The organism is Stieleria sp. JC731 (assembly GCF_020966635.1).
Taxonomy (GTDB): domain Bacteria; phylum Planctomycetota; class Planctomycetia; order Pirellulales; family Pirellulaceae; genus Stieleria.
Window position 1 is genome coordinate 361355 of the sequence record NZ_JAJKFQ010000029.1, and the last position, 24142, is coordinate 385496.

The window sequence follows — 24142 nt, forward strand, 5'->3', positions numbered from 1 at the left end:
CTTATTGTTAAAGTTCTGAGTAAGGCCCGGATTAAGACTGGCCCAGAGCGCCGTGTAGAACACCTGGAGGAATCACTGGATGTTGAAGAGTTTTGTCCGTGGCTTTGCTGGAGTCAGCTCCGCATTGCTACTCGCTGCCAACCTATTCGCCGGATGCGGCGATTGCAGCGGATGTGCTGCGGGTGCAGCATGCGTCACGCCATGTGCTGAGTCGGCGCCATGCGCGACGCCTGCACCAAGCGCGCCGACGGTATCGTACGAAGAACGTACGGTCATGAAAAATCAGTGGGTGACTGAAACCAAATTGGTTCCAGTGACCTCGTACGAGTGCCAAACGAAAACTCGTATGCGCAACGTGACCCGCCAGGTTGCGAAAGTTGAAACTCGCGAGCAGACCTATCAGGTCAACGTTCCCGAGGTTCGCACCAAGAAGGAATCGTACAAAGTGATGGTTCCCGTCAGCTACACCGAAGAAGTCCCCTACACGGTGACGATCCCGGTAACCACCGAAGTGGAAGAAGAGTACCAAGTTTGCGTTGCCTATACCGACCAAGTTGAAAAGACTTACGAGGTTCAGGTCCCCAAAACGACCGAGGTCGAAAAGACTTTCACCGTCTGCGTTCCCTACAAGGAAAAGAAGCAGTACAAGGTGATGGTTCCTTTCACCGAACAGGTCGAGCAAGAGTACACCGTTCAAGTTCCTGTTCGCAAAACTCGCACCGAGACTTACAACGTCTGCGTTCCTTACATCGACCAAGTCGAGAAGGAATACCAAGTCCGCGTTCCGGTCCAAAAGACCCGCGTTCAAGAGTACCAAGTCTGTGTTCCATACACCGACCACGTGACGCAGACTTACTGCGTCAAGGTTCCTTACACCGAACAGAAGACCTACAGCGTTCAAGTTCCATACACGGAAACGATCGAGAAGGCCTACGCGGTTTGCGTCCCTTACACCGAACCTGTTGAACGCGAATACACCGTTCAAGTTCCTTACACCGAGGAAGTCGAACATGAATACACCGTTCAAGTTCCTGTAACGGAAACCAAATCGGCAACTCGCACGATCACCAAGTGCGTTCCTGTAACGACAACCAAGACCGTCACGCAAGATTGCGGAAGCTACCAATGCCAAGCGATCGAAACCCCAAGCTCGGCGTGCGGCGGATGCGGCACCAGCGCTTGCGGTAGCTGCGGCGGATGCAGCACCGGCTGTGGAAGCAGCCCCTGCGGTTGTGGCGGCGGAGTGGTTGGCTGCGGAAACGCCTGTGCCCCTTCGGTGACCTACAAAAAGGTCTGGGTTCCTAACATCGTGACCAAGGAAGTCCCAGTGACGACCTACGAGCGTCAAACGATGGAAGAGCCTTACACCTACACCACGACACGCTGCGAGACCGAAACCCGCGTCAAGAAAGTTCCTGTGACCAAGTATCGTCCAGAAACTCGCAAGTGCACCGTCAACGTTACCAAGTACCGCACCGAGCAACGCACCCGTCCCGTGACGGTTTGCAAAACTCGCACTGAAGAGCGTACTTGCAACGTGACCAAGTACCGCACGGAAACTCGCACTCGTGAAGTTCCTGTTCGTAAAACCCGTCTGGAAACTCGCACCCGCGAAGTTCCTTACTGCGACTACGAAATCGAGACTCGCACGAAAACGGTTCCTGTTCGCAAGACTCGCATGGAAGAACGCACCCGCGAAGTTGCTTACTGCGAAATGACTCCCGAAACCCGCACCCGCATGGTGTGCGTTCAGAAATCTCGCGAAGAAACTCGTGAATGCGAAGTCACCAAGTACCGCAACGAGACTCAGGTCAAAATGGTTCCTGTAACCAAGATGGTCACCGAGACTCGCACTTGCACTGTCCCTGTTCGCAAGACCCGTATGGAAACCCGTGTCCGCACGGTCCCCAAGACGACCTGCACCACAGAGACTCGTACTCGCGAAGTCACCAAGTGCCGCATGGAAGAAGAAACTCGTGAGCGAGAAGTTAAGTACACCGTGTGTGTACCAGAAACTCGCACTCGTACTTACAACGTCACCGTGTACGAAACTGTGACCGAAGAAGTACCAGAGACCTACCAGGTTCGAGTTCCTGTCGAAACCATGAAGGAAGTTCAAGTCCGCGTTTGCAAACAAGTTCCAACCACCGTGAAGGTTCCTGTTTACTGCTACGGCACCGCTGCCCCTTCGGCAGCCGGTTGCTCGTCTTGCGGCGAAGCTGCTCCAGTTGCCGAAGGTGCTGGTTGCACTGACTGCGGAAAGTAATTTACCGCGATAAAGATTGACCCAGAAACGGTCTCCAGGCGTTTTCGCTTGGAGACCGTTTTCTTTTTGCGCTATCGGCAAGAACCATCAACGCACGTTTCGGGAAAACTCTTGCATCCGGTCACAATCGGCATCGTGCAGTCTTTACCAGCAACAACATCGGCAGCGAGCCCACTGCCAGTTATCGTGAATCAGGATGCCACACAGGCAGCAACTGAGCGTATCCGTCACACTTTAATCCTGCATCGCAACCGCCCCCCTTTCTGTGACACATAACCCTCGGCCTACCACAAGGGGCCACTATCATTCCGCAGGCTACTCCTAGGGCGACACGATCGTTGCTTTCAAAGACATACATCCGCTGATGTTGTCGCGTCCCTCTGCATCTGTACATTTCCCGTGGACGGAACTTTGTGTCGACGAACATTTCAGTGGTAGCGAGCCGAAGCTTTTCAGGGCGACTACCAAGCGTCGCACGTCTGCATGAGAAGGTATTCGGAGCATCAACATCGTGTCCACGATCACAACCGCAATTCTGGTCATCTCCGCTGTTGCGGTCAGCGGATTGGTTTTTGGAAGTTTTAGAATTCGCGGCATCGGCCTAGGCCCCGCCGGTGTCCTTTTCGCTGGACTGGTGTTCGGGCACTTCGGCGCGAGGATCAATCCCGAGATCAATCACTTTGCCAAAGAGTTCGGCCTAATCCTATTTGTCTTTACCATCGGGATTCAGCTTGGTCCGGGGATCATCCAGCTTTGGAAACAGCAAGGCTTGTTACTGAACGGTCTGACGTTGCTGATCGTGTCACTGGGATTCGGACTCGTTGTTTTATTTGGATACCTTTTCGGGTTCCCTGGAACAGCAGTCGCGGGTCTTTTTAGCGGTTCGACAACGAACACACCCTCACTTGGTGCAGCCGAACAAGCAGCGTCGATGCTTGGCGACGGAGAAGAATCGCTTGAGATGTCATACCTGGCGTCGGCCTATGCGGTTGCCTACCCCGGCGGCATCCTAGGCATCATCGCGTCGATGCTGCTATTAAAAAAGATGTTCAAAGTCGACTTGGACAGCGAAGTTGAACAGTACCGAAAAACCAATAGCAACGATCGCGAATCGATTGAACGCCAAAGTGTGGTTGTAGAAAACGCACGACTGGATCTTGTACCGTTTGGCGAAATTCCAGGCATCGATGAAACAGGCGTTCGCATCTCACGCGTTCGACGCTGCGACGATTCAGAGATCGAACCGGCAACGGAACAGACCCTGCTAGGCGAAGGCGACGTCATTCAGGTCGTCGGCCCGAAGAGCGGCCTTGCTCGATTTGTTCCGCTGATCGGTCGACCGAGCGATGAAGACCTGATGACCAGCTCTGGCAAAGTGACCTATCGCCGGGTGTATGTGACGGAAACCCATGCACTGAACCGATCGCTTGCCGAACTGTCGCTGGATCGGTTTTACAACGTCACGATCACACGAATCATTCGCGGCGGTGTTGAGATGGCCCCGCGTGGTTCCAGCCGATTGTTCTATGGTGACATTGTCCAGATTGTTGGCGACAAGGACAGCTTGGAACGCGTCACAAGCTTTCTCGGCAACTCGACAAAATCGATGAAGGAAACTCAGTTTTCACCACTGTTCGTCGGGATCGCCGTCGGCGTTTTGGCGGGAATGATTCCACTTTCGATCCCGGGTGTCCCGTTTCCGGTACGACTAGGCCTTGCCGGCGGACCGTTGATTGCCGCGATCATCCTAAGCCTTGTCGGTAGCATCGGCAGCTTCGTCTGGTACATCCCCTCATCAGCGAACCTGGCGCTGCGTGAGTTGGGCATCATTTTGTTTCTCGCATGTGCAGGACTTGGAGCCGGAGAAACATTTTTTGAATCCGCAATGAGCCTCAACGGCGCTAAGTGGATCACTGCGGGACTGGTCATCACGATGGTCCCGTTGCTGGTCGCTGGCATCTTGGCCCGGGTGGTTTGGAAACAGAACTACCTAACGATCTGCGGCGTGATCGCTGGCAGCATGACCGACCCACCCGCACTGGCCTTCGCCGGGTCGATGCGTGACTGTGATGCCAGTGCGACGGCTTACGCTGCGGTGTACCCACTGACAATGATATTGCGAATCATCGTGGCCCAATCGCTGATTTTCATTTTCAGCTGACGCCATCGCTTCCCCCACTGCTGAATTCTCAGGCAGCCTGACTTCATTCTCGGGCGACCTGACCTCAGTTCTCTGGCAACCTGCCCATTACCCGAGACGCCCGATTTCGATAGACTTCCGGGCAGTCATGTCACTGGTAATTTCCCTCTGGTCAGGTCACAACGATGCCTCTTTGGCAAATCGACATTTATCCCGCAGAAAACGAGATCGATCGCGAAGGAGCTCGTACGAGCGAAGAGATTGGTGAACTGGGGCTGGGCGATCAAATCTCGGTCGTTTTTGCTCGAGGATTTCTCGTCCAAGGTGACCTGGACGCCGACCAAGCCCAGCAGCTGGCCGCCAACTTACTCAGTGACAGCGTTACCGAACGAAGCGTCGTCGCTCAGGTCGGTGAAGCCACCTTGGCCAATCCACCGGGCGGTGCCGAATCTTTCCGCTTGGTTAACGTGATGCCCAAAGCGGGCGTCATGGACCCCGTCGCCAGCAGCACGATTAACGCGGCCCGTGACATCGGCTTCGAAGTCGATTCGGTTCGCACGATGCGTAAGTACTGGATCGACGTTGCGGACGAATCCAACTTTGACGCGATTTGCCGAAGAGCCCTTTCGAACGATTCGATCGAACAGGTCGTCGTCGGTCCCCTGGACATGGATGAATTGGAAGTCGGCAGCCACTACGAATTCAATCTTGTCCGCATCCCAATCCGATCGCTTAACGACGAAGAACTAGAGCGATTGTCCAAAGAGGGCCAGCTTTACCTGACACTGGTCGAGATGCAAACCATTCGCGACCACTTCGTTTCGCTTGACCGTGATCCGACCGACGTCGAACTGGAAACGATCGCGCAGACATGGTCGGAACACTGCAGCCATAAAACGCTGGCCGGGCGAATTCATTATCGCGGTATCGGCGCTGACGGAACGCCCGGCGGCGATGAGCGTCAATACGACAACATGCTCAAAGAAACCGTCTTCGCGGCGACACAGCAAATTCGCAAACAACTCAGCGATGACGACTGGTGTGTCAGCGTCTTTAAAGACAACGCCGGTGTGGTCACCTTCAACGACAAGTATCACGCGTGCTTTAAAGTCGAAACGCACAATCACCCCTCGGCCCTGGAACCTTACGGCGGTGCGAACACCGGCATCGGCGGCGTCATCCGTGACCCCATGGGTACAGGCATGGGAGCCAAACCGGTTTGTAACACCGATGTGTTCTGCTTCGCGCCACCAGACACCGAACCGGATTCGCTGCCCCCAGGCGTCCTGCACCCACGACGTGTGATGAAAGGCGTCGTTTCGGGCGTGCGTGACTACGGCAACCGGATGGGCATCCCGACGGTCAATGGCGCGGTCTACTTTGATGAACGCTACCTAGGCAACCCGTTGGTCTACGCCGGAAACGTCGGAATGATTCCGGTCGGCATGGAAGACAAAAAAGTCCACGCCGGTGACTTGATCGTTTCGCTCGGCGGACGGACCGGACGCGACGGCATTCACGGCGCGACATTCAGCAGCGCCGAACTGACAAGCGAATCAGAATCGCTATCCGGCGGTGCGGTCCAAATCGGCAACGCGATCACCGAAAAGATGGTGCTCGATGTCCTGATGCAGGCTCGTGATCGTGGGCTTTATAACGCGGTCACCGACTGCGGCGCCGGTGGCTTCTCCAGCGCAGTCGGCGAAATGGGTGAAGACGTCGGTGCGGAAGTTTGGCTCGATAAAGCTCCGCTTAAATACGACGGACTGTCCTATACAGAAATCTGGATCTCCGAAGCCCAAGAGCGCATGGTCCTCGCCGTCCCTCGCGAAAAATGGGACGAACTGCGCGAGCTTTGTGAAAGCGAAGGTGTCGAATCGGCGGTCCTGGGTGAATTCAAACCCACCGGCGACCTTCACCTAACCTACCACGGCGAAACGGTCGGCAACCTCAGCATGCACTTCTTGCATGACGGACGCCCACCAGTCATCCGTGATGCCGTTTACCAACCACCGGAAACCAAAGAGCTGACCGTTCCCGAAGGGACATCATCAGAGCAGCACGGCACATCGTTGCTAAACATCCTTGGCAGCTTGAATGTGGCCAGTAAACACTGGGTGATCCGCCAATACGACCACGAAGTTCAAGGCGGTAGCGTGGTCAAGCCGCTTGTCGGTCCGATGTGCGACGGCCCCAGCGATGCGGCCGTGATCCGCCCGCTTTTGGACAGCCAGCGTGGGCTGGTGATCTCCTGCGGGATGAACCCACACTTTGGCGACTTCGACACCTATCACATGGCTGCATCGGCAATCGACGAAGCGATGCGAAACGCCGTTGCTGTCGGTGCCGACCCATCGCGAATCGCGATCCTCGACAACTTCTGCTGGGGATACACCGATCGCCCCGAAACACTAGGCTCACTCGTTCGAGCCGCGATCGCCTGTTACGACGTTGCGATCGGACTGGGCACCCCGTTCATCAGCGGAAAGGACAGCCTGAACAACGAATTCAGCTATGCCGATAAAAACGGCGACAAACAAACCATCTCGATCCCACCAAGCTTGCTGATCAGCGCGATGGGACAGATCGAGGATGTTTCCACCGCGATCACCATGGACGCCAAAGAGGCGGGTAATGTGGTGTTCTTGATCGGCGAAACCAAAGACGAAATGGGCGGTTCGCATTTCTGCTTGGTCAACGATCTTGATGGCGGAAAGGTCCCTTCGGTCGATGTCCCCGTCGCCAAAGCGACATTCGCGGCCGTGCACGAAGCGATCCGCGAACGCTTGGTTCGCAGCTGCCATGACTTGTCCGAAGGCGGCTTGGCTGTCGCCGCCTGCGAAATGGCGATGGCCGGCGGACTTGGAATGTCGATTGACCTAAAAGTTGCAAGCGACCAAATGGCAATCGAGCTTCCAGAAACGCAGTGGCTATTCAGCGAATCGAACTCACGGTTCTTGCTTGAAGCTCCCGCTACAGCCGCAGAACAGATCGTTCAGATCTTTCGCAAACACGGTGTCCCGGCTGCTCAGCTGGGTACAATAGAGGCCGAAGCGAAACTGTCGATCACTGGGCTGGATGGCTCATCAACCTGCCTTGAAGTCGACATGGATCGCGCCAAACAAGCCTGGAAAAAGCCACTGGATTTGCAATGATCTCTGCCAACGTGCAGCCCGAGACACGCACGAATTGGACCGTCGTTATTTCGAAGGGGCAGTCGCGAAACCCCGTCAAACGATCGCTTGAACAATCACTCGCCGACGCCGCCGCACAGCTTGACGGTGTCTCGGTGATTGTTGTGCCGCACCTCTATGACTTGCCCAAAGGCGGCGAGTCATTGGCGAAACTCGGTGAAGTCGAAAGCAATCTGATCGTGGCATCTTGGATCTTCCCACGGGCAGCTCACTGGGTCCTTGATCGCAATGGCGTCCGTGGCCAATTCGTGGCTGTCGAAGATGACCAAGACGAAGAAGACGAACCTGTCAGTGCAAGTTCACGTGATGTCGATCGTGTGGCCGATTTGTACCCACGCCCTGATCGCGAAATCCACTGTATCGATCTAAAGAACGGCGACGACCCAGCGCGGTTTATCGAACAACTGCATCAGATCGTGCTGACCGAACAGGCGACCGCCCCGGACGCAGATCGCTCGCTTCCGATTATCGGCGGAAAGCTGGTGGAGGTTGATGAAACGACCTCACGCCGCTGGTACCCGGTCATCGACTTTAGTCGCTGCACGAACTGCATGGAGTGTGTCGACTTTTGCCTCTTCGGCGTCTACGGTGTCGACCAAGCTGAAACGATCCTTGTAGAGCAGCCCGACAACTGCCGCAAAGGCTGCCCGGCATGCAGTCGCGTCTGCCCCGAAAATGCGATCATCTTTCCCCAGCATAAGGCACCCGCGATCGCCGGTGCCGATATCGGTGGTGATGAAGGTTTCAAAATAGACCTTTCGAAACTGTTCGGTGCACCGGACGGAGGAGAAGACGCGATCGCGACCGCCGCACGCGAACGAGATGAGCAGCTATTGCTGACCGGACGTGACGCCGTGGGCATCGACGACCAACTGAAGCGACGACAGCAAGACGCCGCAAAGAAACCCAAAGATGACCTCGATAAACTGATCGACTCCCTCGACGCACTCGACCTATAAGACTGCGTCACATCGATCAGCCCAACGACACCGTAGTGGATCTTGTCAAAGATCCTTCTCTTGCCCTACTTGTTGAGCCCGGATCTTTAACAAGATCCACTACGGGCTGCGAACGGACGTTTAAGACTCGATTCGCTTGATGCGTTCTTCGAGGTCATCAATTCGTGACGTGACCGCTTCGAGACGCGAGATCAGCATCTCGATCGCGTCTTTCTGCTCGTCACTTACCGCCGTTGATTTTGCGGCCTGCTTTTCCACACGAGCTTCAAGGTACTGGCGTTCTTCGGGTGGATAAAGCTTGTGCGCAAACGTCTGGCCGCGTCCCGGTGGCGTCAGGGCCTCCACCAAATCCTTTTCAATCAACGACTCAACAACTGACTTCGCGGCGTTAAGATCCGCCAGAGCGTACATCCGCGAAGCACGCGTTCTTAGCTCGCCCATCGTTTGTGGTCCACGCAACAGTAACTCGGTCATCACCGCCGCTTGTGGACTATCAAGATTCATCCATTCGTATGCGACGTGCCGAAACTTGTTGACTCGTCCACCTCCCTGAATCTCACGAGCAGCTCCGCAGGCGCGAAGTTCGTCGAGGGCGAGCAGCACGTCATTTTCATCCAATGACATCTGCGGAGAACGATTTGATTTTTGATTGCAGCCGCTAACGATCGCGGCGACTGTCATGGGGTAGTTATCTGGTGTCGTCTTCGCCTTTTCGACCAACACGCCGAGCACACGACGGGCATTGGCAGACAAAGGTACAACGGGCTGAGAATCATCGCCGGCACTATCAGACATAGCCATACAACACTTGGGAACCACGATCGGGATGGGAAATGTCTGGAAAGTATACCGCCGTCAATGCCGTCTCGTTAGCGGTTAGAAAGATCGGAACGAATTTGCTTAGCAACCAAAGTTCCCGTCACAGTCCCTGTGATGCCGGGCGTTGGATCTTCCCGGTCGCTGATTGAGTGCTGCAGTCGGCACGACGGAGCGTGCCGGGTACTTTAGTTGCTCTCGAAAGTACCCGTCACAGTCCCTGTGACGCCGGGCGTTGGATCTTCCCGGTCGCTGATTGATTGCTGAATCGGCACGACGGAGCGTGCCGGGTACTTTGGGTGCTCTTGAAAGTCCCCGTCACAGTCCCTGTGACGCCGGGACATGGAGGACCAACACTAACCGGTGTTTGAAACAATCCGCCACAGCGACTGGGCCGGAATGTCGAGTTGAAAATACCACGTGATCGCGGTGGCCGTGACCAACGTCGCGGTTGAGACCCCGACCCAGATCCTTTGAAAACTACGAAGACTCGTGGCCAACAAAAACAGCGAAGTGGCATAGACCATATAAACGCCGATCAGCAAAACCATGAACGCTTGGACGTGCGGCGATGCAGATACGAAATGCTCGATATCAAATCCGATTTGAGCACCCCAGGTGACGCCATCGAGCGAAATAGCCCACCCACCAACGAGGCAAACGATCGCTGTAAATTCGCGAACACGATCGACGATCGATAGTGCGTCGGACGTATCACTGGGCGGCTCGTAGGGTGAATCGATCATGGCTGCTTCGAGACAACACTCGCCTCAACGGGCCCTCGTAGCGACATCAGGTCATGGACTTTGCCCTGGGAATTTTTGACACGAAACTCCGTATCATCGTCTCGCAAACGGACCATCGCTTCCTGACGCTCCCCGGAATCCGACAGATCTAAGACCGGTCCAGTCCCCAGATTCAGAGCTTTTGTACCTTGCGGGAAAAACGAACCATACGGTTGCTCATACCTTCGCTCGATGCGCAATCGATAAAGCTCCTCGGCCAGGATCGATGCTTCACGATGGGCTTCGGACAACTGCTTCTGGTACGCTTTGCGGTCGACCCACCATGCGCAAACGATGGCAACCAAAACGACAATCATTAGAAGTGACGAAAGGCGAATCTTCATCTTCGAACGACACCACGCACGGGTTCAGCGTACTACCACCATCCATCGTAGCAACGATTGGCTCGAAGATGCGAATTTCCTACCCGAAATAGCGATTCAAAAACTCTTTCCGGTCGCCTTCTTCGGCTGCGAACTGCACCATCGCGTAGAGTCGCTGCTGGTCACGGCGTTTCTTTTCGGCAAGGATGTCTTCATCTTGCAGACGTGGTGGAATGTCTGCAACGACGTCATAGCAGGCCGGCGGATGGGGACCGGCAACGACCCCATGTCGATCGAGCATCGAGAGTGCGGTCGCCAATCGATGGTCATGCTTGCTGCGTCGCTGCAGCTGTTCGTTAATCCAATCGAATCCGAATGCGTGACATTGCTCGGAATGTTCAACAAGCAATTGATATAGCCGCGTGTAGAACGCAGCGTCCGGGTTCGACCACTCGATGAACTGCATCTGCGTCATCAAGTCTTCTTGGGCGTACATCCAAACGCAGCGACTCGGTTCACCGTCTCGCCCCGCGCGTCCAATTTCCTGATAGTACGATTCGATGGATCCGGGCGTTTCGGCATGAACGACGATTCGAATGTCTTGTTTGTCGATCCCCATTCCGAAGGCATTTGTCGCCAGGACCACATCACTTTCGCCTGACATAAAGTCATCCTGAACCCGTGAACGGCGATGCCTAGGCAGGTCTCCGTGGTAACACACATGGTCGATTCCTTTCTTGGTCAAGTCGTCGCTAAAGCGTTGCAAAGTCTTGATCAGTGAAAAGTACACGATCACGCTGCCGCCGCGATAATCAGGGTCGGCAAGGATTTCTGGCAACAGAGACAGCTTTTCTGATTCGTCGTAAACCGGAGCAACATCCAAATGCAAATTGGGTCGGTCGATGCCTTCATGAAACAGCCGGATGTCGTCTTCGGATATTCCTATTTGCCGATAGATATCTTGTCGACATTCCTGAGTCGCTGTTGCGGTTAATGCGATCGTCGTCGGATTCCCAACGAGTTCTCGAATTTCTGCGACCCGGGTATAGTCCGGCCGAAAATCGTGCCCCCACTGACTAACGCAGTGGGCTTCATCAATTGCCAGCAGATTGACCTTTCGATTGGCAATCGCGTCACGAAATTCATCCTTTCGAAATCGCTCTGGCGTGACATAAAGAATTTGATAGTCGCCCTCAGAAAGCTTTTCGTATCGCTGTGTACGCGATTGACGATCGAGCGACGAGTTGATGAATGTCGCATCGATCCCTCGTTGGATTAGCGACTGAGCTTGATCCTGCATCAACGCGATCAACGGTGACAAGACAAGAGTCAATGACCGCGGATCACGCTCGGCGTTATAGAGCGCGGGGATCTGATAGCAGACCGACTTGCCCATTCCTGTAGGCATCACAACCATCGCATGCTGTCCGTCGATCACATGATCGATAATCGCCTGCTGGCTGGGGCGAAACGATGTGTAGCCGAAGTACTTCTCAAGTAGTTGTTTTGGATTGTCATTGCTCATCGCGGTATTGTGACTTCATCACGCCAACGTGAAAGGGCAGATCGCATCCTTGCTGATCACACGCTCCTGATCGCCGCCCCGCCGTCAGGCCAGTCCTCAACCGCCAACACGCGATCAAATCATGGCAACTCGGGCGATGCCGGTGCGAGGATTTTTGCATCCTGGCTGATCTTCGTTCATATTGTGCGGTCCTACACGAAGCCACTTGCAACAGGACCATCGATCGTGAGCGAAGAATCCAACATCGACTTTCAAGAACTCGATAGTGGCGCCGGCGATATCGAGCTGACTCCGCCCGAACTGTTTGCCGCAAATCTAATTGAGTGGGCTTTGGAACGACACGTCAGCGATTTGTTTATCTCCGACGTCGACGGTGCCGTCGTTGTCAGCGTGCGAAGACTTGGAAAAGTCGAACATGTCCGCCGCTTCGCGACGACGTATGGGCATCGACTGCAAGGACACCTACGCGTGCTCGCCGGTGCGGATGCCGGTGAATCGGTGCGTCCTACCGAAGGCCGTGGCCGCATGACAACTCCGGATGGTTCGACTGCGCATCTTCGACTGAGCAGCGTTCCCACACTGTTCGGTCAGGATGTCGCGATACGCCTTTTCGACCCGGCTCGCGGTCGACGTTCAATCTACGAACTGGGAATGGATAGCGACGATGTTGAATCGATCGAAAACCTGTTGCAACGAAAGAGTGGCCTGATCCTTGTGACAGGCCCGGTTGCCAGCGGCAAAAGCAGCACGCTCTATGCGATGCTGGACTACCTCAACGACGGCACCAAGAAAATCCATACGATCGAAGATCCCGTGGAACATCCGATTTCCGGAATCATGCAATCTCAGGTCAACACTCGACTGAAGATGGACTTTGCCGACCTGTTGACCGTCGTCTTGCGCCACAGCCCCGACGTGATCATGATCGGTGAGGTGCGTGATAGTCATACCGCACGTGCGGCAGTGCGTGCCGGGGCAAGCGGACAACTCGTCTTGGCAACGGTGCACTCCAAGAGCGCCGCCGAAGCCATCGAAATGATGTTGCAATACGAAAGTGATCACAAGTTTCTTGCCAGCTCACTTTGTGGCGTGATCAATCAACGATTGGTTCGCCGACTTTGCAACGACTGTCGACAACGGATCGAAATCGACGAGATCATCGAAATCCCGGATCGCGTCGGAAGCCGACTAGCCCCCAATGGTCAAGACACATCCGATGCGGACACACATTCCCCGTCACTTTATGGCCCCGGAAAATGCAATTCCTGTCACGAGGGTGGCTATGACAACCTGATTTCCTTGCCGGAGATCATGGTTGTTGATGACCAAATCGTCGACGCGATTAAGAATCGAGCGACCGCCTTGGAAGTCGAATCCATTTCGGTCACCAATGGCATGCTAAAGCTTCCCGAGGTCGCGTACAGCTACGTCCTACGCGGAATGACATCGATCGACGAAGTCAACCAAGTTCTCAACGATCCCACATTGGCATCAATGGCGCGAAAATGGAGTCGATGACACGATGGTGCACCGTTGAATCAATAGGTGAGTGATCAGGTGAATGATCAGGTGCCGACGTATCGATCGACAAGCGACCTCGCTTTAGCCAAGTCGCTTGTTCCGTTGACAATCACCCTCCCATCTCTGAACAACGTCAACTGCGTTTGCTCATCGACTTGAAGGCGAACAAAGAATCGCGTCTCTTGTGTTTTCCCAATCTTGTTCCAGCGTGATGCGAACGTTGCCAGATCAACCGACCGTCCTTCGGCGGGTGAAATTTGAACCGCATCGCGACCGCATAACGCAAGTTCCGATTGCGTCTGCTGACCTCCGCAAAGAAACTCGAAGTTTCGTTTTGAACAAGCGACACAATCGGGTGACAAATCCGCTGTCAGCTTAATCCGCCGCGTGCGATTGTTCCAAAAGTCAATCGCGATCACGTCTTTGGACACCGCTTCTCGATTCCCCGAAAGCCACTTCAAAGCTTCGGTCACCTGCATGCTGGCGATCGCATGAGTTGCCGATCCCAGGACGCCCGCGGTGTCACACGTTTCGACAACTTCCGATGGTGGAGGTGTTGGCACTAGACAACGAAAGCAAGGCCGCGCGGCCCCATCGAACAGTCGCACCTGCCCGGTCGCCCCCACACACCCGCCATGAACCCAAGCGGTTTGCGTGGATAAAGCCCAATCGTTCAACAGAAAGCGAACTTGAAAATTATCGCTCGCATCGATGACCAAGTCGACACCACTGAGCAATGACCGGATGTTGTCGGATCGCACATCGACTGCCGCAGGTTCGATCTTGATTGTGTCGTTGATTTGCGACAACCGCTTCGCCGCCGCTTCGGCCTTGCTGGATCCTTGATCTGCATCGCGTGAATCAAACAACGATTGACGTTGAAGGTTACTCCACTCGACAACATCGCGATCAATGATTCGAATTCGACCGATGCCAGCACGACATAGCAATTCGGCGGCGACAGTTCCGAGCGCTCCGCATCCCAAGATCGCAACATCCGACTGGTTCAGCCGATCTTGTCCCTGATCACCGATCGGGCCAAAACGTCGCTGTCGTGAATAGCGGTCAGTTGTGTCGTCGTTTTTCATGTCGCTACTATCATGTCGCATCACTCGGAATCGACCTGCCTTAGACGACGCGTCCTGGTTCAAATCGCAACGGTGTTTTTAAGGACGGGCAACGTTCGTCCCACGGTTGTTTGTGTCATCCACCCACCGAAACTTCGATGATCAACGTCAATCACCTCGCCGCTCGATCTGACTTGCTGCGAAAAACGCGAACGTACTTTGACGGACAAGGATTCCTCGAGGTCCAACCGCCGTGCTTGTCACGTGATTGCGTGGTCGATGCCTACTTGGATCCTATTTCAATCCAGACGCAGCGACTAGGCGTCAGCGATACGAGATTGGGCGAACGTTACTACCTGCAAACGTCACCCGAATCTGCGATGAAGCGGATGCTTGCCGCCGGTGCCCCATCGATATACTCACTCGGACCGGTCTTTCGAGGGGGAGAACTTGGTCGCCATCACAATTTGGAATTCACCATGTTGGAATGGTACGAGGTGGGCGGAAGCTATGAATCCGCAATTCGCCTTACGAGCGACTACGTTTGCGAAATGCTCTCATACGACAGCGCCGACCGCATGACCTATCGCGAAGCTTTTATCGATGCTGCGAAGATCGATCCGTTGGAAGCATCCGACGAAGCAATCGTGCAACTGGCTCAATCATTGCTGCCAGATCTAGAACTCGGTGGGCAAAGCGACCGCGATGACTGCCTGGACCTAATCCTGTCTGAAAAAGTCGTCGCCTCACTTGGGCAAGAACGTCCCTTGATCCTAACGGACTACCCCGTCGCTCAAGCTGCACTCGCCAAACGATCACCAATCGATGATCGCTGTGCGGCTCGATTTGAGCTGTTCTGCCAAGGCATCGAACTTGCCAACGGCTACGACGAATTACTTGACGCCGAAGAACTCGAACGCCGCTATAGGACAAACAACCAAAAGCGGCTTAGCAGCGGTCGCAACGAACTGAATTGTCGCACAACCCTAATCGAAGCGATGCGCCAGGGAATGCCGGAATGCAGTGGTGTGGCGTTGGGGTTTGATCGATTGTTGCTGGCTAAAACCAAAGCATCCGACATTTCCGAAGTCATCCCGTTACCTTTTTGGGAAGCGTAATAACTGCGCTGTTCACCACAGTCCAGCCACGACGCATCGGCGACACCGAAAATGCGTTGATTGTCCACCGCCAAGTGATCCTAGCGGCTACAATAAACACGTCTCGAACGAAAAGGAGGAGGCCCAATGAGTGATGCGATCACGCGAGGTGGCACTGGTATACCAGCGACATCCACACAACGGGAGCAGTCCCAGGCTGCGACATCGCCGGCAAAGGTCCAGCGTCCGGGACGCCTTGGGATCAATGCCGCCTTCTTGCAAGAAATCAAGGAAGATAACCGGCACTTGAAAGAGCTATGGGATCGGCTGATTCCAATGTTCTCGCACCCAGAGACGGCGCTCAATCACTGGAACGAAATCATCGGCGTGATCGCGGAGCTGCGTGATCAGCTCGCCATCCACTTTTCACTCGAAGAAGCCTACGGGTACTTCGATGATGCGATCGACGTCGCTCCGCACTTGAGCATCGAAGCGGAGTCGCTGAAGGGGCAACACCCTTTGCTGTTTGCCCATGTTCGTGACCTTGCCGACCAGATCGCCGAAGTCGATGTCCAGCGAGAAAGCCAGATCGAAAAGATGATTCGAAAATTCGAGGGCTTTAAAACCGAATTCGAGTCACACGAGGAATCCGAGCTGAAACTGATCCTCGATTCCTTCGATGACGATCTCGGCGTTGGCGACTGATCTTTGCAGAACAACCCCACTTGCCTAGCTAACCAAGTGGGGTACGACCAGGCTACCTGGGCACGTCACATGGCGTCGCGATACCGGTCGGAGATGGGTACCGCAAGCCGGTGTCCAAGGGGCGGCGAACACGGCTCCGCCTTGATCCTTGAAAAAACATCAAAACCCCATGTTTTACGAGGTTTGCGCAACCACACACGCCTCGCGACCGAGCCCTAAAAATGCTAGAATCGGCGTTCTAAATGCAGCCCTCCGGGCGATGCCCGCCGAAGGGCAGCTTCCGGAGGTGCGACGAAGATTCTCCGCCTCCTTGATAGGGTTCTATGAGCGACGCCTCCTCCCCAGAACCGGCTGATTCCGAACCGATCGAATCGACTCCTTCGCCCGCGGCCCCGATGTCGACACCGGCTGCGAATGAGCAATACACCGACGAAGACCTCAAGCACTTGTCGGACTTGGATCACGTTCGAAAACGCCCCGGGATGTACATCGGCGATACGTCGGCTCGTGGGCTTCACCATTTGGTCTACGAAGTCGTTGACAATTCTATCGATGAAGCAATGGCTGGATTTGCCAGTAAAGTTTCAGTTGTCGTCCACACCGATGGCAGCGTCACCGTCGAAGACGATGGTCGCGGCATCCCCGTGACCCAGCACAAAGAACTATCCGTCGAAATGGGGCGTGAAGTCAGCACCCTGGAAGGCGTGATGACGGTTCTGAAGTTCGGCGGCAAGTTCGAAAAAGGTGCCTACCAAACCTCCGGTGGTCTGCACGGCGTCGGCGTCACCGTGGTGAACTTTCTTAGCCAGTGGGCCGAAACCGAAGTCAGCCGCGATGGCTTTACTTGGAGCCAAGAATACGAGCGTGGTGTCGCGACCGGCCCCGTCGTCAAAGGCCGCGAGACGAGCAAGACAGGCACCAAAACCACATTCAAAGCAGACTCGCAGATCTTTTCGGTGACGAAGTACAGCTTCGACACACTTAACAAGCGACTGCAAGAACTTGCCTTTCTCAATAGCGGCGTCCGCATCACATTCCTGGACGAACGCAACGGAGAAGGCGGTGACTTCCGCTACGACCGTGGTATCACGGAATTTGTCGAACACCTAAACCGCGCCAGCGATCCACTACACGCTGATGTGATCTCCATCGTCGGTGAAAAAGACGGCTGCCAGTTTGAAATCGCACTTCAATACAGCACCGAATACACCGAAAACGTTCAGTCGTATGTCAACAACATCCATACGATCGAAGGCGGAACGCACGTTAGCGGTTTCCGATCGGCGCTGACCAGGACGCTGAACAACTACGGCAAAAAAGAAAACCTGCTGAAGAACACCGCCCTTAACGGTGACGACATCCGTGAAGGCATCACTGCGGTGATCAGCGTTCGCGTCCCGCACCCGCAGTTCGAAGGCCAAACCAAAACCAAACTGGGAAACAACGAAGTCGAAGGCATCATCGCTGCTGGCGTCGGCGAGCAACTTGCCAAGTACCTCGAAGAAAACCCACGCACGGCGAAATCAATCGTTCGCAAGGGCTTGCTCGCCTCCGAAGCTCGCGAGGCGGCTCGCAAGGCGAAAGACTTGCTGCGCAAACGCAAAGATGCACTCGGCGGCGGCGGCCTGCCCGGCAAACTGCGTGACTGCATCAGCAAAGACATGAAACGCTGCGAACTGTACCTGGTGGAAGGTGACTCGGCGGGTGGATCCGCCGAAGGCGGTCGGATGCGCGACTACCAAGCGATCCTTCCGCTACGCGGTAAGATCATCAACGCCTACAAAAGTCGCGAAGACAAGGTACTGGCAAACGAAGAAGTCCGTTCGATGATCCAAGCCATCGGCACAGGGATCGGCAACGACCAAGACATCTCCAAACGCCGCTACAACAAAGTCGTCATCATGACTGACGCGGACGTTGACGGAAGCCACATTCGGACGTTGTTGCTTTGCTTCTTCTATCGGCAAATGTACCAACTCGTTGCCGATGGGCACGTCTATGTCGCCCAACCTCCACTGTTCCGCGTCACGCAAGGCAAGAACAAGTACTACGTCCAAACGGATGAGGAAATGAAAGGCCAGTTGCTTGACCGCGGTCTAAGCGACACCATGTTCGAAGCCGAAGACGGTCGCCAAGTCGAAGGCGAAGCGATGCGAAAACTTTGCTCCGCACTCGCTGCAATCGAAGATGCCATCCTGGCCTTGGAACGACGTGGCGTTTCGCTGCGAGTCCACGCCCAACGGCTTGACCCAGTTTCCAACAAGCTGCCCGCGTGGCTGCTGACTTACGGAAATGACGAGCACTGGTTCCAAAGCGTCGATGAGGTCCAAGAACATCTCACCGCCAACGAACTTGTCCTCGACGACGAAGCGAACCAAAACACCGAAGGCGACACCGAGAACGGTGAAGAAGCCCCCGTGGACACTCGCCAAATCGCTCACCTCGCCGAACTGCACGAAGTCCGTACGATCAACAGCGGTCTGAAAGACCTAGCAGTCCTAGGGTTTTCGATCGATGACCTGATCCCGGCTGACCGAACGGGGATGACCACACCGCGATTTGAACTCGTCCGTGGTGAAGACATCCGCCGTCCGCTCGAAGACCTTCGCGACTTGCTACCCGAAGTACGTGCGGCCGGTGAAAAGGGACTTCAAGTCACCCGCTTTAAAGGACTAGGCGAAATGAACGCGGAGGAGCTCCGCGAGACGACGCTTGATCCGACCAACCGTACGCTCGTCAAAGTGAACATGAAAGACGCCGGTGCGGCTGACGAAATGTTCCGGCTTTTGATGGGCGACAAGGTTGAACCTCGACGCGAATTCATCGAAAAGCACGCGTTAGATGTTCGCAACCTCGACGTTTAGTCATCAAGGAAGCCGGCAATGATTGCCAGCGTCCAAACCATCAAAGGCCTGGGATTCAGCAATGAACCCCAGGCCTTTTTTAGTTGCTGAGCACAAACTTCGATCATTCAAATCGATTCGCCATTACACTGAGCGGAAAGTATCCGGTTCAAATTACATGACTATCGTTCGGATCGGATGTCAGAACTGACCGGGCAGATGAAACGCAGAGAGAAGGAGAACGCAGAGTTTTCGGTTGGAAGCAGTCGGGCCGCCATCTGCAGATAGACTTTAAAACCATGCCGCACCTAACTAGTCATCAGTGACCAGCTCTGTGTCCTCCGTGACTCTGTGTTTTAAAATCTTCCTGCCCCCTGACTTCGGCACAAGGCATCCTGTTTGCATTAAGTGACGATCAGTTGGACCGGATACCAGAATTGACCGGGCAGATGAAACACAGAGCAACAGAGGACACAGAGTTTTTGGGTGGGAGCGTCGGGACGTCATGTGCAGCTACAGGTCAAAACCATCCCGTTTCCGATTGGCAATCGGAGACCCGCTCTGCGTCCTCGGCGTCTCTGTGTTTTAAAAAAGGGGCAGGAGTGAATGGCGTTTTATCGATAACTAGATCAAACGCATCAAAGTACCCGGCACGCTCCGCCGTGCCGACGTCCCCTAAATTCCCGGCGTCACAGGGACTGTGACGGGTACTATGAATTCAATTGGAACGTGCCTTTCTTGGTTGAAAGCGTTGTTGGTGCGATGGCTTACTGTCGACGAGCTTCATCCAGCATGCTGACCATTTCCGCATTCACCAATGCGGACGGCAATGCATAGCTGACCACACGACCGGCCCGTGCGATGTTCAGACCGATGATGTTGCCTTCGGTATCTAAGATAGGACCGCCACATTGATTGGGAGCCAATACAGTGTCGTGCTGGATAACCTGATCAAATCCGCTTAGCCGTGCGTTGCGCGGGCCATTCACTTTCGCGTCGTTCTTGGATTCCATCAGGATCGCCTGATCTCGCATCCGTGCGGTTAACTCGATCGTATCGTCGCCGCGTCGAATGCTAAGCTTGACCAGTTCGCCCGGATAGAAACGGCCCAAGGTGGTGATTGCCGATTTCGACCCCAGCATCTGCCGGCCGTTGATCTTCAAGATCGCATCACCATCCTGAAGACCGGCATCGAATGCGCCACTGCTTGGCACAACATTGTGGACGATCGGCGGTTCACTCGCCCCATCATAAAATGTGACGCCTAGTCGACCTTGGTGACCAACGTGGCGAGACCGAACACCCAGAGTGCCAAGTCCGATCGCATAGCCGTCGTTGTCAGCGGTAATAACGAAGCTTCCCGTTGGTGGTTCGACCGAAGCAAATGTTGCTGGCTGGATGCCCCAGGTATCGGGCTCACTTCCTTCTAATTTCAGCAACGCCAAATCGTTCGCTGGACGGACAGCAGAAACACGTGCAGGAACCTTCTTTCCTGACGGAACACGTACGGAAATTGGTGCCGCACTCAATTCGCTGTACTTAGTGATCGCATAGCCATCTTCGCTAACGATCGTTCCCAGGGAAACGATTCGGCCACCAGAAAAAACCTGGACAACAGAACTTTCAACCTGTTCGGACAATGGGCGTATCAACCGCATCATTGCGGCGCTATCACGAGACGCAATTTCCGGATGTCGCGAAACAAGACCGTCAAACCAGGAATCCTGCGCGAGCGCGATACTCGGCCCAGCGAACAGCACCAGCGCCATTGCGACCGGTCCCCAGATACGGCTGGTTAACAATTGTCGGAGGTTGTTTTCCATGATGAACAATTAACGAATCAACGAAACAAGTATTCGACTTTTACCGTGCTGCCAAACCGAGGTTTGCCACATCACCGCGAAACTGCTTTTCTAAACGCGGCTTAAGTGCTTTATGAACGGTTGGCAAAACGATGTTCCCTGCGTCTGGTGTTCTAACACTGACGAGACCAAACCTGGCTAATCACCACTGCGACCGATTTCGACCGTCACTCGAATGGTGGATGAACCTCGGCGGATGATTAAATGTACTCGTTCGCCCGGCATCGTGTCCGAGACGGCTTTTTTAAGTGATTCAAAATCAGTGATTGCTTTTTCGCCAAACTCGACGACGACATCGCCAACTTCAATCCCTGCTTTCTCGGCAGGAGACTTGGGACGGACATAGTTGATCGTAGCTTTGGAGTCAGACTTTTTGCCCGACACACCCAGCGTCGGTTTGAAATTGGGCAGGTAGCCCCAGCTTTCGCCTTTGGACATCCTTTCCCATGACTCATCGTAGCAATCGATCGGGACATGCAAGTTGTCAGAGACGTCGTTTCCGATTCGGCTGTGAACCGCAATTAGCTCTCCCGCCAAATTGAACAATGCGCCTCCGCTATCGCCCCCGATCAACGCACAATCGGTTCGAATCACGTCTTCGCTGACATCCAACAATCGGCCAACGCGAACGACGGCACCGCGGGATGCGTCGTATCCACCGGGATGCCCCATCGCGACACACCACATGCCGGGAACCAAATTACTACTTTTGCCGAGGCTTGCGTGGGGCCAAGGCTGACCACCTGATTGATCGGGATCGATTCGGATCAGCCCGGCATCGACTTCACGATTCATCCCTAAAGTTGTCGCGGTGACACGGCGACCGTTGTTCAATGTGACAACCGCTGAAAATCCGGGACGCATCGCAACGTGAGCCGCTGTCACGATATATCCCGTGTCGGTAATCAATACGCCACACCCCTGCGCAGGCCCAATTCGGACGCTGACGGTGCATTTCGCCGCCCGTTCGGCGACGAGGCGTTGTTGTTTTTCCATCAAACGCAAGATGTCCAACGAATCCGGCGTGCCGCCAATGCGGAACAACTTGTCCAGTTCGGGCGGGACTGGAACCTGAGTCCCTTCGGATGAAACCTTTCTTGCAACATAGGCTTCCGACGGCCTTTGCCTTGGAACCGTGCCGCCGCGAACATTATCGTTTCGTCCGATAGGCGGCTCGCCAAATCCCGGGCGAATGGGGCCGGGTGATTGTGCGTGGACAATCTGATGCGACAAATTGAATTCGGCATTGAATTCAGAGGCAAGCTCGGCAAAGCCAATCATTAGAGCGAAGCAACAAACGGGATTGCATGCCCACGTTCGCAGCCTCGATCGACCGTTCAGCCATCGATTCCGAAACCCAGCTTGTTCAATATTCGGTCGCTGAAAACTCAATTGGTCCCTCGTCAATCTTTCGTTGCGCGACCCACTAATTTGATCGCATTCGGGATTGTCGCTAGTGAAAATTCACATGTGTGATCGGAAAATTACCAAACCTAAATTGTCTGGTATTTCGACGTTCGACACGCCCGTTATGGTGCAGTGTTTGGTGTGTGGCGATGCCCAACGTTCAATTCCGGGCGATGTGGAATATCGGTTGAACAGTTATCCTTGGCCCCTATGATTGGCCCCCCAACAGCACGGATGGGCGGTTAGCGCGTTCACGTGTGACTTATTGTAGCCAACATGTGTTTAAAGGCGAAAATCAGCTGGAAAAAGCACGCATGAATGAACAACAAGATGTCCTGGTGGTCGGAACGGGGTATCTGGGCAAACGGGTGGCCCAGATCGCTCATCAATTAGGTTATCGCGTATTCACCACAACTCGACGTCCAGAACGATTGGACGAGCTAAAACGGGCCGGATTCCATCCGATTTTGCTTGATTGGAATGATTCGCGGACATTTAGTGAATCAACCTCCCATCGGCGTGAAGGTTTCGCGTCAATCGAGCAAGCGTTCAGCCCCCACCTGCGGGTACTCGTCGCGGTCAGCTACGACAGTCGCGGCCGACTGGGACGATACGAGTCTCAGGTGCTTGGCTTTCGCAGACTGTTGCATTGGCTACCTCCGGACTCACGCGTCGCTTATGTCAGCACCACTGGGGTCTATCACCAGACAGGCGGTGTCTGGGTCGACGAACGCTCCCCCACCCACCCGTCACGTGAAGCCGCCGCGGTTCATCTCCAGGCGGAACAGCAGCTTCATCGAACGCGTCCATCGGGAAAGTACCTAATTTTGCGGCTCGCAGGCATCTACGGACCGGAGCGTATTCCCCGAATCGCTGACGTGGCTGCGGGAACACCAGTGCAGACCAACCCGTCAACCTATTTGAACCTGATCCACGTTGATGATGCGGCTCAAGCCTGTGTCAATTCTTGGGACTACATGGATGCAGAACAGAACGAAGGGGCATCGATCCAACGTCGTCTTTTCCTGGTGGCCGACAACATGCCCGTGCAGCGAGGCGACTTCTACAACGAGATCGCTCGGCAAACGCATTCACCAAAGCCAAACTTTGTTCCGCCATCAGCGAATGCGAGTCCTCGACGTCGCGGCGAAACTGATAAACGAATCTGTAGTCGCAAAATGCGCCGGCTGATCCTGCCATCGCTGCGGTATCCAGACTTCCGCCAAGGCCTAGTATCTGCGTTGCAATAGTCGCTAAACTGGCCCTCGAAAATACTTTACCCGCTTTCGAGTGACATCGATCGCGACAACCATTGGCCACCGGATAACGCTGGTCAAGATCGTATGCTTTGTGATGAGTTTCGAATCGTCTGGAAATCTGTTTGCCACCAGCCGATCGGACTCGACCACTAGACCGAACCAGCTAATCCCGAAATCTATTCACGGCGACTCGATATTGGACCGCGGCCGTTTTGACAGACACTGTCCCAGTCACTCGTGTTCCGCCCAGGCCAGACGCGAAAACCTGGACGCCGAACATCGCGGATCAAATTTATCCAAGCCGTAATCGCACCGACGCTGTTCACCAAAGTCACGCCTTCGGTGAACCACTGAGACTATCCATACAAATCTG

16 protein-coding genes are annotated in these 24142 nt (G+C 54.7%); 9 read left to right on the forward strand and 7 right to left on the reverse strand.

Annotated features, from left to right (window positions below; all coding sequences use genetic code 11):
- The first annotated feature begins 79 nt into the window (after positions 1-79).
- From LOC67_RS26090 to LOC67_RS26105, 4 genes are all read left to right on the forward strand, one after another.
- On the forward strand, positions 80-2266 hold the full coding sequence (locus LOC67_RS26090) for a hypothetical protein (protein WP_230265791.1): 2187 nt from the start codon (positions 80-82) through the stop codon (positions 2264-2266).
- A gap of 511 nt (positions 2267-2777) precedes the next feature.
- The gene (locus tag LOC67_RS26095) at positions 2778-4427 is read left to right on the forward strand and encodes a putative transporter (protein ID WP_230265792.1); all 1650 of its coding nucleotides are present in this window, start codon (positions 2778-2780) and stop codon (positions 4425-4427) included.
- 164 nt (positions 4428-4591) lie between these two features.
- Positions 4592-7561, forward strand: a complete 2970-nt coding sequence (purL, locus tag LOC67_RS26100) for a phosphoribosylformylglycinamidine synthase subunit PurL (protein ID WP_230265793.1) — start codon at positions 4592-4594, stop codon at positions 7559-7561.
- The gene (locus tag LOC67_RS26105; protein ID WP_230265794.1) at positions 7558-8559 is read left to right on the forward strand and encodes a ferredoxin family protein; all 1002 of its coding nucleotides are present in this window, start codon (positions 7558-7560) and stop codon (positions 8557-8559) included. Before purL ends, LOC67_RS26105 begins: the two co-directional genes overlap by 4 nt.
- Positions 8560-8679: 120 nt before the next feature.
- On the opposite strand, the gene LOC67_RS26110 is transcribed toward LOC67_RS26105, so the two are convergent.
- The 4 genes from LOC67_RS26110 to LOC67_RS26125 form a co-directional block, all read right to left on the reverse strand.
- Positions 8680-9354 carry a YceH family protein gene (locus LOC67_RS26110; RefSeq protein WP_230265795.1) on the reverse strand — a complete coding sequence of 225 codons (675 nt, stop codon included), beginning with the start codon at positions 9352-9354 and terminating at the stop codon, positions 8680-8682.
- 377 nt (positions 9355-9731) lie between these two features.
- A complete protein-coding gene (locus tag LOC67_RS26115) occupies positions 9732-10121 on the reverse strand; it encodes a hypothetical protein (protein WP_230265796.1) in 390 nt (129 codons plus the stop codon).
- Positions 10118-10504, reverse strand: coding sequence for a hypothetical protein (locus LOC67_RS26120; RefSeq protein WP_230265797.1), 387 nt, complete (start codon positions 10502-10504; stop codon positions 10118-10120). Before LOC67_RS26120 ends, LOC67_RS26115 begins: the two co-directional genes overlap by 4 nt.
- A 79-nt stretch (positions 10505-10583) precedes the next feature.
- Positions 10584-12008, reverse strand: a complete 1425-nt coding sequence (locus LOC67_RS26125) for a RecQ family ATP-dependent DNA helicase (RefSeq protein WP_230265798.1) — start codon at positions 12006-12008, stop codon at positions 10584-10586.
- Positions 12009-12233: 225 nt separating this feature from the next.
- On the opposite strand from LOC67_RS26125, the gene LOC67_RS26130 reads away from it, so the two are divergent.
- Positions 12234-13526 carry a GspE/PulE family protein gene (locus LOC67_RS26130; RefSeq protein ID WP_230265799.1) on the forward strand — a complete coding sequence of 431 codons (1293 nt, stop codon included), beginning with the start codon at positions 12234-12236 and terminating at the stop codon, positions 13524-13526.
- Positions 13527-13573: 47 nt separating this feature from the next.
- Here the strand turns inward: LOC67_RS26130 and LOC67_RS26135 are convergent, their stop codons facing one another.
- The gene (locus LOC67_RS26135; RefSeq protein WP_230265800.1) at positions 13574-14638 is read right to left on the reverse strand and encodes a ThiF family adenylyltransferase; all 1065 of its coding nucleotides are present in this window, start codon (positions 14636-14638) and stop codon (positions 13574-13576) included.
- A gap of 116 nt (positions 14639-14754) precedes the next feature.
- On the opposite strand from LOC67_RS26135, the gene epmA reads away from it, so the two are divergent.
- From epmA to LOC67_RS26150, 3 genes are all read left to right on the forward strand, one after another.
- Complete coding sequence (epmA, locus tag LOC67_RS26140; RefSeq protein ID WP_230265801.1) at positions 14755-15714, forward strand: EF-P lysine aminoacylase EpmA; 960 nt, start codon at positions 14755-14757, stop codon at positions 15712-15714.
- Between the two features lie 126 nt (positions 15715-15840).
- On the forward strand, positions 15841-16398 hold the full coding sequence (locus tag LOC67_RS26145) for a hemerythrin domain-containing protein (RefSeq protein WP_230265802.1): 558 nt from the start codon (positions 15841-15843) through the stop codon (positions 16396-16398).
- 395 nt (positions 16399-16793) lie between these two features.
- Entirely contained in the window at positions 16794-19262 is a 2469-nt protein-coding gene (locus tag LOC67_RS26150; RefSeq protein WP_410001181.1) for a DNA gyrase subunit B, read from the forward strand.
- Between the two features lie 746 nt (positions 19263-20008).
- Here LOC67_RS26150 and LOC67_RS26155 read toward each other — a convergent pair.
- Positions 20009-21064, reverse strand: coding sequence for a PDZ domain-containing protein (locus LOC67_RS26155; protein ID WP_230265804.1), 1056 nt, complete (start codon positions 21062-21064; stop codon positions 20009-20011).
- A 177-nt stretch (positions 21065-21241) separates the two neighbouring features.
- Entirely contained in the window at positions 21242-22384 is a 1143-nt protein-coding gene (locus LOC67_RS26160) for a S1C family serine protease (protein ID WP_230265805.1), read from the reverse strand.
- Positions 22385-22824: 440 nt separating this feature from the next.
- Here LOC67_RS26160 and LOC67_RS26165 point away from each other — a divergent pair, with 440 nt between their 5' ends.
- Positions 22825-23760 (forward strand): NAD-dependent epimerase/dehydratase family protein, encoded by a 936-nt coding sequence (locus tag LOC67_RS26165; RefSeq protein ID WP_230265806.1) that lies wholly within the window; start codon positions 22825-22827, stop codon positions 23758-23760.
- The last annotated feature ends 382 nt before the right edge of the window (positions 23761-24142 follow it).